Here is an 11,669-nt window from a genome sequence, read left to right as displayed (position 1 = left end):
CGCGCCGGGCGCCCGCGGCCTACACGGCCGCGGGCTCCGGCTCCGCGGGCTCCGGCTTCGGCTCCGGCTCCGCGGGCTCCGGCTTTCCCCGCCGCCGCTCCGTGGAGACCACCAGGGCCACGCCGACGACGATCACCACGCCGGCCGCGATCATCGAGCCGGTAACCGGTTCGCTCAGCACGAGGGCGCCCAGTGCGACGGCCACGACCGGGTTGACGTAGGCGTAGGTGGAGACCAGCGAGATCGGGGCGTTGCCCAGCAGCCACACGTACGCCGTGAAGCCGACCAGCGACCCGACCATGATCAGATAGATCAGCGCGGTCCACGACCGTGCGGAGACGACGGAGACGTCGAGATGCTCGCCCATCGCGGCGGCGGTGAGGGCGAGCCCGACACTGCCCGCCGCCATCTCGACGACGCTCGCGGCGAAGGGGTTCGCGGGCATGGGGATGCGGGAGGCGAGGAACGAGCCGACCGCCCACGACAGCGAGGCCAGCAGGATGATCACGACTCCGACGCCGTCGGCCACGTTGCTCCCGCCGCTCAGCGACAGCACCGCCACGCCGCCGAACCCGATGAGCACCCCCACGAGCGTCAGCACCCGCGGCCGGTCCCTGAACATGATCCTGAAGATGACGAGCCAGAGCGGGGTCGAGGCCACCAGCAGCGCGGCCAGGCCGCTGGAGATGTGCTGCTCGGCCACGGCGACCATGCCGTTGCCTCCGTTCAGCAGCAGCAGGCCGACCAGCGTCGCCCCGCCCGCCTCCCTCCAGGTCATCCGGAAGGCATCGCGTCCCTTCACCAGGAGCACCACGAGGCCCAGTACGAGCGCGGCCGTGATGAACCGGGCGGCTCCGCTGAGCAGCGGCGGGATCGTCTCGATCGTGATCATGATCGCCAGGTACGTGGAACCCCACACCACGTACACGATCGCCAGCGCTCCCCAGACGAGAAGCGTCTTACGGCTGTAAGCACCGTCTTTGCTCATAGCTCATGACAATAGTGGCTGACACCGACAATCCGCTCGCGAGTTTCGGACCTTGAGACGCGCTTCCGCGGGGCGTGACCCGAGTGGTTTTCCTTGACGCCGCGCCGGCGGATCCGCGCCGAGGGGGATCGCGGCATCGGGGTCCCTGCCGCGTCCTCACCGTGCCGGGGTGGACCGTAATCACTGGGCCGTAATGAACGCCGTAATGAACAGGATGCTGTGAACAGGCAAAAACAAACAGGCCGGAATGAACAAGCCGCAGTGAACACGTCCCGGTGAACGAGCCACGGTGAACAAGGTTTCGTGAACACGCGGCGACGAATCGACAACGCTACGTCACGCCGCGCCACGTCGAACGGTCCGGGCCCGGCAGGTCACGCCACGCCGGGGTCGGCGTGCCGTGACCCGGGAGGTCCCGCCGCCCGGGTGCGGCGGAAACCCTCCGTGCCGATGGAGGCGTAGGGCTCAGCGGGCGCCGAGCTTCTCCACGATCAGCCGGTACAGCTGACGAGGACGCCCCGGCTGGGGTGTCCGGTTCGGCGGAAGCGGCCACGCGAGTCCCTCGTCTACCAGCGTGCGCAACAACCGCCGTGCCGTACGCGGGGTGACGCCGAGCATCTTGCCGGCGCCCTCCGCGTCCACCACCGTGTCCCCACCCTCCAGTTTGGCCGCGAGCCGGGCCAGGACCTCCACGCCCTTCGGCTTCAGCGCTCCAGCGCCCTGAGGGGGCATCCTGGGGGCCGGGATGAGCGCCCTGCCCTCACGGTCCACCGCGAAGCCCTGGGCCTGCTTGCCCGCCTGTGTGCGCGCGAGCGCGGCCCTGGCGTGCGACTCGGCGTCGTGGGTGGTGCGGCCCATGCCTACGCCCACCTCGACCGCGAGGCCCAGCTCGTCGCGGACCCGCGCGGCGAACGGCAGCACCCGGAAGCCCTCGGTGGCCGCGGCCACCGAACCGCGGGTCGCGGTGACCATGTAGCTGTGGTCGTCGACCGCGGTGACCGACGCGTTGATCCGGTTGGCCTCCTGCACCAGCAACCGGTGCAGGGACAGCCGGAGCTCGTCGCGCCAGTAGCGTGGCGCGGCACGGCGAACCGGCTCGCGCAGCGTGGGCACCTCCACCAGGACCACGGTGAGCTGCGACTCCTCCAGCCTGTGGTGCGCGCCCAGCAGGGCCGCCGTGTGCAGCGCCGTGCGCACCGCGGCGGAGGTGGGGCGGATCCTGACCACGGGCACCCCGGCCGTCTGAAGGCGGTCGGCTACCGCGGGCAGGCATGTGAGCGCCCCGCTCGTGCTGCCCTGGCGGGCGAGGCGTTCATGGAAGGCCGCGATCGTACCGGTGGCGCCCGGTTCGTCGCGGCTGTGCACATCCCCTGCGGGAAGGCTCAAATCGTTGTACGCCTCCTCGACCTCCGCCCTGCTCAGCACGTCGACGCTGACCCTGCGCGGGTCTATCCGCTCGTCCAGCGCGGCCCTCGCCAGCGCGGCGATCAGCGCGGCGCCTCCGAGCTGGACATACGTCGCGGGCATCGTCAGCACCCCCGATCGCCGTGCCAGATCGTAGGGGACCGGGCTGGCGAACAGGCACGCGTCCACCCCTGCTCCCAGGCGGGTGACCTTGTCGGCGGCCTCCTGCTCGTCGCGGTATGCCGCCGCCACCAGGCGGCAGGGTAACGGGGCGGCCGCATGCCCCATCAACATCACCCGTTCAACGAGGTCATGGGGGCCCACCACACCGATAGTGAGGTCCGGTGTCATGGCACCCGGGCGTGACACTCGTGGCGCTTCTTCGGCCCGCTCGACCAATGTTCGTCCCATCATGCCGTCCGTTTGTTTTCGGCTCTCTTTTGGAACGATCGCTTGCGAGGGCCGTAATGTCACGCCCGATTTGCGGCCAATTCCGGAAGCCACTTCCGGGTTAAAGCCATGACTGGCATCGTTTACACAGGTCAGAGCGGTTTTTGAGCGTCTCAAACCCGCTCATTATGAAGCTGAAATCTCTTGCCGCACGTCGGCCCCCAGGGACTGCATGCGCTCGGCCAGATAAGAGTGCCCGCGGTCGATGAGATATCCCGATCCGATGACGGTCTCCCCCTCGGCGGCGAGGCCCGCGAGCACGAGCGCGATTCCCGAACGCAGATCGTGAGCGGTCACCTCTGTTCCGGTGAGTGGAGTGGCGCCGCGAACGACAGCACTGTTCTCTTTCACTTCAATGTCGGCGCCCATCTTGTTCAGTTCTGAGGCGAGAGCGAAACGCCCATCGAAGATGCGTTCATGAATGTAACTCGCGCCGTCGGCGAGGCACGCGACCGTCATGATCGGCGACTGCAGGTCCGTGGCGAAGCCGGGATAGGTGTCGGTGATCACGTTGATCGGGCGCAGCGGGCGGTCCCTGCGCACGTGGAGCACCGCGCCGTGGTCGGCGAACTCCACCCCCATCTGCTCCAGCTTGTAGCGGACCACGCCGAGGTGGTCGAGGTTGGCGCCGACCAGGTTGACCTCTCCGCCGGTGACGGCGGCGGCCATGGCGAACACGCCCGCGTCGAGGCGGTCCGGCATCACGGTGTGCTCGACGGCCTGGAGCTCCTCCACGCCCTCCACGGTGATGAACCCCGTGCCACCGCCGCTGATCTTCGCGCCCATCCGGGTGAGCATCTCGATCACGTCGAGGACCTCGGGCTCCAGCGCCGCGTTCTCGATCACGGTGGTGCCGCGCCCGAGGGCGGCGGCCATGATCAGGTTCTCGGTGCCGGTGTGCGAGGGGGTGTCCAGGTACAGGGTGGCGCCGGTGAGCCCCGACGACTTGACGTGGATGACCGAGTCACCCTCGTCCACGATCGCGCCCAGGCGCTTGTAGCCCAGGTAGTGGAAGTCGAGGTTGCGGCTGCCCAGGTTGCAGCCCCCCACGCCCTCGATCACCGCCTCACCGAGCCGGTGCAGCAGTGCGGGCACGAACAGCACGGAACCGCGGAAGCGGCGGGCGATCTCGGCGGGCAGGACCGGGCTGCTGAGCGTCGAGGCGTCGATCACCAGTGTGCGCTCCGCCTCGTGGAGCTCGACCGTGGCGCCGACCCTCTCCGCCAGCTCGACCGCGCGGCGGACGTCCTCGATGATGGGCACGTTGCGCAGGACCGTCCGGCCTCGGGACGCCAGCAGCGCGGCACCGATCATGGGCAGCACGGCGTTCTTGGCACCCTGGATGAAGGCGGTTCCACGAAGTGGGTTGCCACCGCGCACGCGGTAACGGACCATGCGTCATGCTCCTTGAAGTGATGTGGGTGATTCGTGTGGCGCGGGGCGGCAGCCGAGGTTTATCCGGTCAACAGTAGTCGTTGGATGCCCCTGAACCGGCCACTTCGAGGGGGAACTACCCCTCGAACGGCCGACAATCCTTGGCCTCCCGTCGTCCCCGGGCCGTTACCTGCCTTTCGCGCCGCCCGCGGTGGTGAGGGGGGAGGCGGCCGAGAGGAGGTTGTCGGCCCGCTGGTCGACGAAGCGGGTGACGACCTGCTGGCCGTACCCGAACGCCATCGCCCAGACCAGGATCGCGGGCTGCGAGCCGAGTCCGGCGAAACCCGGCACGAAGCCCGAGTTCAGGATCAGCAGACCGAGCACCGCGGTGGCCACCCCCGCCGGCGCCTTGAGAAGGTTCTGCACGACCGCGAGCGAGTATCGGGTGGACAGCTCCGAGCGGGTCGAGAGTGAGGCCGCGGTGGCCAGCGCCGCGCCCAGCATGCCGATCAGGGCCACGAGAGGGACGTCGCCGTGCCCCGGCCGCAGACCGCCCGTCGGGCAGATCTGGGCGGGCATCAGCCCCTGGGTGCGGATCACCGACTGGTCGCCGCACATCGGGATGACGTTCGGCCAGATCGCGCCGATGACCACCACGCTCAGCACGATCAGGGACAGCATGACCACCCCGCCGAGCAGCAGGTTGCGGAAGCTGCGCACCCGCCCGGTCTCCATCGCCTGCGCCGTGTACGCGGCCCGCAGCACCGACTGCATCAGCGGCCTGTCGTTCTCCGACAGGTCCCCCGCCGCGAGCCTGGCCTGGAGGTGGACGAGCCGGGGGTCGTCGCCGGGCAGATAGGCCCGGCCGATCGCCACCACCTCGGGGGCCCGCCCGCACAGCTCCGCCGTCGGCAGCACGCCGTACAGCATCACGGTCGCGCTGTTCACGTTGGACCAGGCGCCCTCGATGGCCTGGCCGGTCAGCCAGCGCCGTACGCCGTGCGTGCTGCGCGCGTACGTCTCCGCCCGCGCCAGGTGCGTGCCGATGCCCTCGCCCACCGAGGCGAGCTGCCCCGCCTCGTCGCGCAGCGTCAGGGCCCGCTCGGTGTCGGCCCTGATCTCCTCGCTCCGGGTGGCGACGTACACCCGCCAGGTGCCGGGCCAGCGCAACACGCCGGTGTCGCCGATCCGCTCGGGGGGCAGCGCGGGATCGAGCGACATCGTTCCTCCGGGGGGGAGCGGCCTGGGACGGGCACTGACTGCCCCAGGCTTACCGCGACATGCCGATCAGGCGCTACGCATCCCGGAAAACCGGGGCTCGGGCATGCCGATCAGCGCGCTGTTCGCCTTTGGCAAAACCCGGACCCGGACGTGCCGACCGGGTCTCGCGGCCCCCCGGGAAACCGGAGGCTCAGACGCCGCGGCCCGCGATGTCGGTGCGGTGGTGCGAGCCGCGCATCCGGATGCGCTCCACGGCCTCGTAGGCCGCCGCCCGCGCCGCGGGGACGTCGGGCCCCGTGCCGACCACGCTGAGCACCCGGCCTCCGTTGGAGACGATCCGGTCGCCGTCGAGGGCGGTGCCGGAATGCAGCACGTAGGCGTCCTCGACCGGGTCGGACAGCCCTTCGATCACGTCGCCCTTCACCGGCTCCGCGGGGTAGTTCTCCGCGGCGATCACCACGGTCACCGCGGCGCCTTCGCGGTAGGAGAGCGGCCCGAACCGGTCGAGCGTCCCGGTCGCGCAGGCGAGCAGCAGGCCCGCGAGGGGCGTCTCCAGCCGGTCCAGCACGACCTGGGTCTCCGGGTCGCCGAACCTCGCGTTGAACTCGATCACCTTCGGACCCTTGGACGTGAGGGCGAGCCCCACGTACAGCACCCCCGTGTACGGCGTGCCGCGTTTGGCCAGCTCGGTCACGGTCGGCATGACGGTCTCGGCCATCACCTGCTCGGAGAGGTCGTCGGGCGCCCACGGCAGCGGCGTGTAGGCGCCCATCCCGCCGGTGTTGGGACCCTGGTCGCCGTCGTAGGCGCGCTTGTGGTCCTGGGCGGGCTGGAGCGGCACGGCGGTGGAGCCGTCGCAGAGCGCGAACAGCGACACCTCGGGGCCGTCGAGGAACTCCTCGATCACGACCCGCCCGCAGGCGGCGGCGTGCCGGAGCGCCTCGTCGCGGTCGTCGGTGACCACCACGCCCTTGCCCGCGGCCAGGCCGTCGTCCTTGACCACGTACGGCGTGCCGAACTCGTCGAGCGCGGCGGCGACCTCCTCGGGCGTGACGCAGGTGTGCGACCGGCCGGTGGGAACGCCCGCCGCGACCATGACGTCCTTGGCGAAGGCCTTGGAACCCTCGATCAGCGCCGCCTGCCGCGAGGGCCCGAAGCAGGGGATCCCCGCCTGCCTGACGGCGTCGGCGACCCCGGCGACCAGGGGTGCCTCGGGGCCGATCACGACCAGGTCGGCTTCGAGACTCCCGGCCAGCTCGGTGACCGAGGCCGGGTCGGTCGGCGTCACCGGGTGCAGGGTCGCGACCTGCGCGATACCCGCGTTTCCGGGAGCACAGTGAACCTCGGTGACCTGGGGGTCGGCCGCCAGCGACCGGCACAGGGCATGCTCACGCCCGCCGGATCCAATCACAAGAACGCGCACTCGTCAGAGCCTATCGTCCTTGCGGCGTCGCCCTCGGGCCCGTGCCCCACCAGGGCCGCACTCCCGGCGGTCTCGTGTGCCGGGAGCCTCGCGTTCCGGGCGGTTCACGCTTCGGGAGGCCCTCGCTCCGGGCGGTTTACGCTCTGGAAGGCCACTCTCCGGGACGCCGGCGCTTCCGGTAGACCCGTGCCCGTGGCGGATTCGAGAACTTTTCCACAGGCTGTGGACAAGTCGGAGCACTCCCGGCTGGGGAAGGTGCCGTAAAGGGCGTGTGAATTTTGTCTGGTTACGCATGATCGACTGTTGAACCTGGGAGTAAGCTGAGAGTCATCCCCTCAATCGTGTTAGTTTTGGGTGGCTTTGCGTGTCTATTGCTGATTGGAGGTGGTTCGGGATGTCCTCTGGCGATCCCAGCAGTACGTGCTCGCGCACGCCTGCTGTGCGCACCCTCGACCACCCCATCTCGGTGCCCGACCGGCGCCACACGCATCACCCTCCTCACCGGGGGTGACATCGCATCGCGTGTGGATCCCGCCAGGTTGGGCGGGAAAGGCTCGCCATGCGCTCCTCGCTTCTTTTTCCTCGCATCAAGCACACCCGTACGATCCGTGCCGCGCACACGCCCGCCGTCTCGATCCGTGAGCGGATGACCGGCGTCTGCGTCCCGCCGAGCGACTCGCTCGTCGAGTACGCCGCGTACATCGGCGGCAAGAAGATCGACGCCCTGGGCATCCCCGACGCCCTGGAGCTCGTCCGTGCCCACAACGCGGCTCACCACCAGGGCTCCGACGCGGTCTCCGACGGGGGCTCCGGCGGAGGTTCCAGCAAGGGGAACGCCTTCGTCTGGGTCGGCCTGCACGAGCCCGACGCCCCCGAGGTCGAGTGGCTCGCGGAGGTCTTCGCCCTGCACCCGCTCGCCGTCGAGGACGCCGTCAAGGCTCACCAGCGGCCCAAGGTCGAACGCTACGGCGACTCGGTGTTCGTGGTCCTGAAGACCGTCGCCTACATCGACCACGAGGTGCTCACCGCCACCAGCGAGATCATCGGCACCGGCGAGCTCATGGTGTTCGTCGGCCCCGACTTCGTGGTGACCGTGCGCCACGGCAGCCACTGCCCCCTCTCGGAGGTGCGCGCGCGCCTTGAGGACAAGCCCAAGCTCCTCAACCGCGGACCCACCGGCGTGCTGCACGCGATCGCCGACCACGTGGTCGACAAGTACCTCAGCGTGGCCGACCGCATGCAGGCCGAGCTGGAGGACGTCGAGGCCATGGTCTTCGCCGACGTCAGCGCCCGCGACATCGGCCGGATCTACAACCTCAAGCGCGAGATGATCGAGATGAAGCGGTCCGTCATGCCGCTCCAGTCGCCGATGTCCACGCTGGCCCAGCGACGGATGATCCCCGCGGAGATGCGCGAGTATTTCCGCGACGTCGTCGACCACCTGGCCCGCGTCTGCGAGCAGGTCGAGTCGTCCAACGAACTCTGCAACTCCATACTGCAGGCGGCGCTCGCCCGCTCCAACGCGCTCGCCAACGAGGACATGCGGAAGATCTCCTCGTGGGTCGCGATCATGGCCGTCCCCACGATGATCGCCGGCATCTACGGCATGAACTTCGAGCACATGCCGGAGCTCGACTCCGTCTTCGGCTACCCGGTGGTGATCGGCGTGATGGTCATCGCCTGCACGCTGCTCTACCGGGGCTTCCGCCGCAACGGCTGGATGTGACCGGGGCGCTCCAGTCGGCCCCGCTCCACCATGGTTTCCGGCGCGACGCCCGGATATGACCCGATCTCTCCCACCGGCTCTCAGGCGCTCAGAGGGCGCGCGGGGGTGATCGGCCGGGGAACGGGCATGCCCCGCTCGGTCCACAGGGCGATCATCCGGTCGGGATAGTCGGTGACGATCGCGGCCACCCCGAGGTCGAGCAGCTCCCCGGCCCGTCCGGGCTCGTTCACGGTCCACACGGCCATCGGCAGGTCGGCCTTCTCGGCGCGCCGGGCGAACTCCTGGTCGACCATCACGTGCTCGGGGGAGAGCGTGGTGCCCCCCGCCTCGACGGCGGCGGCGGGGACGTCGCCGCCGAAGTCCTCCAGATGGAGGCCGTCGAGCCACACGCTGTCCATGGTGGCGCGCTCGATCAGGGCGTACCTCGGGGTCGCGGGGGTGAGCGATCGGGCGATCCGCAGGACGCGCCAGTCGAAACCGAGGATCGCCGCCCTGTCCAGCCTGCGGTGCCGGTCGAGCTCGGCGACGACCATCTCGGTGAACTCGGCGGGGTCGGCGCTCAGCTCCGGCCTGGTCGGGTCGGACTTCAGCTCCACGTGCACCCGCACCCCGTCGGCGCCGTACGCGTCCATCAGGCCCAGCACCGAACCCAGGGTCGGCATCCGGGTGTTCGGCACCGGCACCTGCGTCGCGGCGAAACGGTCCTCGGGGTGGCGCGGCACCCGTATCCCGCACTCCAGCGTGCGCAGCTGCGCCAGCGTGAGCGCTCCGATGGACCGGCCCACGTACGGGAAGGCGGGGTCGTCGCGGAAGGCGGGACGGACGTCGGCGCTGGTCACCGGGGAGACGGTGAGATCGTGCGTGAGCACCAGCCGCCGGTCGGCCGTGAGCGCGACGTCGAGCTCAAGCGCGTCGACACCCAGTTCGAGGGCGTGGGCGAAACCGGGCAGGGTGTTCTCTGGACGGAGCCCGCGGGCGCCGCGGTGACCGTGAATCTCGGCATGCACACAGGGACCTTATCCACCTCGCGCGCCGATCGTCCGGTACGGCTCGCGTCTCGGCGACGCCGTTCGCGAGCCGTACCGGTCCGAACTAGATCATCGAGTGGATCTGGAGCGTTTCCGTACGGCCGGGGCCGACCCCGACGGCCGAGATCCTGGAGCCGCTCATCTCCTCAAGGGCCTTCACGTACGCCCGCGCGTTGGGGGGCAGATCCTCGAAGCTCCTCGCACCGGTGATGTCCTCCTTCCAGCCGGGGAACTCCTCGTACACCGGCTTGGCGTGGTGGAAGTCGGTCTGGGTCATCGGGATCTCGTCGTGGCGGACGCCGTCGATCTCGTAGGCGACGCAGACGGGGATCGTGTCCAGGCCGGAGAGCACGTCCAGCTTGGTGAGGAAGTAGTCGGTGACGCCGTTGATCCGGGTCGAGTAGCGGGCGATGACGGCGTCGAACCAGCCGCAGCGGCGGTTGCGGCCGGTGGTCACCCCGTACTCGCCGCCGGTGGTGCGCAGCCACTCGCCCATCTCGTTGTCGAGCTCGGTCGGGAACGGGCCGGCGCCGACGCGGGTGGTGTACGCCTTCAGGATGCCGATCACGCCGGTGAGCCGGGTCGGCGGGATGCCGGAACCCGAGCAGGCGCCGCCGCTCGTCGGGGAGGAGGAGGTGACGAAGGGGTAGGTGCCGTGGTCGATGTCGAGCAGGTTGCCCTGCCCGCCCTCGAGCAGCACGACCTTGTTCTCGTCCAGCGCCCTGTTGAGGATGAGCGAGGTGTCGGCGATGTGCGGTGTGAGGCGCTCGGCGTAGCCGAGATACTCATCCAGGACCTTGCCCGCGTCGATCGCCCGGCGGTTGTAGATCTTGGTGAGGATCTGGTTCTTCTCGCCCAGCGCGACCTCGATCTTCTTCTGCAGGATGCCCGGGTCCAGCAGGTCCTGGACCCGCACGCCCATCCGGTAGATCTTGTCGCCGTACGCGGGGCCGATGCCCCGCCCGGTCGTGCCGATCTTGGCCTTGCCGAGGTAGCGTTCGGTGACCTTGTCCAGGGCCTTGTGGTGGGGCATGATCAGGTGCGCGTTCGCGGAGATCAGCAGCCGCTCCGCGGAGACCCCCCGGGCCTGGAGCCCGTCGATCTCGCTCAGCAGCACCCCCGGGTCGATGACGACGCCGTTGCCGATCACGGGGACGACGTTCGGGGAGAGCACTCCCGTGGGAAGCAGGTGCAGCGCGTACTTCTGGTCGCCGATGACGACCGTGTGGCCCGCGTTGTTGCCTCCCTGGTATCTGACGACGTAGTCGACCTGGTCTCCAAGCAGGTCGGTCGCCTTACCCTTGCCCTCATCGCCCCACTGGGCACCAACGAGAACGACAGCCGGCATCGTGAGTCTCCCACCACAAAAACGAAAACCCCTGACGCAATCGCGACAGGGGCTCTTGCGTGGAGAGAATACCCGACCGCGCCCGAAATGGGGATCTCCCACCTTGGGAAAGAGGGTTCGGCGGGAGATCCCAGGGACGAATCGGAAGCTGACCCGCGGCTCAGCGGGACAGATCAGGGGCGGAACCGGCGGCTGAATACCCGCAGATCAGCGGCTGGTCAGCTCCTCGGACGCCTCGGCGCTCGAATCCTTCAGGAACTGGAAGCACCGCTCGGCCTCCTCCTTCTCCCCGATGCTCTGGGCGGCGCGGGCGAGCGCGTGCAGGCAACGCAGGAACCCCTGGTTGGGAAGGTGCCCCCACGGGATCGGGCCGTGCCCCTTCCAGCCCGCCCTGCGGAGCTGGTCCAGGCCGCGGTGGTAACCGGTGCGGGCGAAGGCGTACGACGTCACGGCGTGCCCCGCCGCGAAGGACTCGTCCGCGAGTACGGCCCAGACGGCCGGGTACGCGGGGAAACGCGCGGCGACATCGGATGCTTGGGCGCTGGTCTCCAGTGCTTCCCTGGCCTCCGTCAGGTCCGGTAGCAGGGTGGGCGGCGGGCCGGCGAGGAGGTTCTCGTGCGATTCCATGACGACAGTCCTACCCGGTGGACCCACCTCAGGCCAAGATCGGCCCCCGGAGTCTTTCCGGAAGCCGACCTCGTTGTCTC

The 11,669-nt window shown here is 69.6% G+C and carries 9 protein-coding genes; 1 reads left to right on the top strand and 8 read right to left on the bottom strand.

The genetic code is table 11. The features are described 5' to 3' along the window. Window positions 1-19: 19 nt before the first annotated feature. The 5 genes from ACIBH4_RS30290 to purD form a co-directional block, all read right to left on the bottom strand. Window positions 20-988, bottom strand: a complete 969-nt coding sequence (locus ACIBH4_RS30290) for an EamA family transporter (RefSeq protein WP_362518372.1) — start codon at window positions 986-988, stop codon at window positions 20-22. Window positions 989-1,453: 465 nt separating this feature from the next. Next, window positions 1,454-2,743 carry a GTP cyclohydrolase IIa gene (locus ACIBH4_RS30285; protein ID WP_362769799.1) on the bottom strand — a complete coding sequence of 430 codons (1,290 nt, stop codon included), beginning with the start codon at window positions 2,741-2,743 and terminating at the stop codon, window positions 1,454-1,456. 225 nt (window positions 2,744-2,968) lie between these two features. Further along, on the bottom strand, window positions 2,969-4,237 hold the full coding sequence (gene murA / locus ACIBH4_RS30280; RefSeq protein ID WP_362518366.1) for a UDP-N-acetylglucosamine 1-carboxyvinyltransferase: 1,269 nt from the start codon (window positions 4,235-4,237) through the stop codon (window positions 2,969-2,971). 165 nt (window positions 4,238-4,402) lie between these two features. Next, complete coding sequence (locus ACIBH4_RS30275; RefSeq protein ID WP_362518362.1) at window positions 4,403-5,437, bottom strand: hypothetical protein; 1,035 nt, start codon at window positions 5,435-5,437, stop codon at window positions 4,403-4,405. A 190-nt stretch (window positions 5,438-5,627) separates the two neighbouring features. Beyond that, window positions 5,628-6,860: a phosphoribosylamine--glycine ligase gene (gene purD / locus ACIBH4_RS30270; RefSeq protein WP_362518359.1), complete on the bottom strand. Its 1,233-nt coding sequence runs from the start codon at window positions 6,858-6,860 to the stop codon at window positions 5,628-5,630. Between the two features lie 559 nt (window positions 6,861-7,419). Here purD and corA point away from each other — a divergent pair. Beyond that, the gene (gene corA / locus ACIBH4_RS30265; protein ID WP_362518356.1) at window positions 7,420-8,586 is read left to right on the top strand and encodes a magnesium/cobalt transporter CorA; all 1,167 of its coding nucleotides are present in this window, start codon (window positions 7,420-7,422) and stop codon (window positions 8,584-8,586) included. An 80-nt stretch (window positions 8,587-8,666) separates the two neighbouring features. Here the strand turns inward: corA and ACIBH4_RS30260 are convergent, their stop codons facing one another. From ACIBH4_RS30260 to ACIBH4_RS30250, 3 genes are all read right to left on the bottom strand, one after another. After that, complete coding sequence (locus ACIBH4_RS30260; RefSeq protein ID WP_362518353.1) at window positions 8,667-9,593, bottom strand: glycerophosphodiester phosphodiesterase family protein; 927 nt, start codon at window positions 9,591-9,593, stop codon at window positions 8,667-8,669. Between the two features lie 85 nt (window positions 9,594-9,678). Next, on the bottom strand, window positions 9,679-10,962 hold the full coding sequence (locus tag ACIBH4_RS30255; RefSeq protein ID WP_362518350.1) for an adenylosuccinate synthase: 1,284 nt from the start codon (window positions 10,960-10,962) through the stop codon (window positions 9,679-9,681). 207 nt (window positions 10,963-11,169) lie between these two features. Further along, window positions 11,170-11,589 (bottom strand): DUF3151 domain-containing protein, encoded by a 420-nt coding sequence (locus tag ACIBH4_RS30250; protein ID WP_362518347.1) that lies wholly within the window; start codon window positions 11,587-11,589, stop codon window positions 11,170-11,172. Between the last annotated feature and the right edge of the window lie 80 nt (window positions 11,590-11,669).

The sequence above is a fragment of the Streptosporangium sp. NPDC050284 genome (genome assembly GCF_044459525.1).
GTDB lineage: Bacteria > Actinomycetota > Actinomycetes > Streptosporangiales > Streptosporangiaceae > Streptosporangium.
This window is presented reverse-complemented; position numbering and strand designations above follow the sequence as displayed.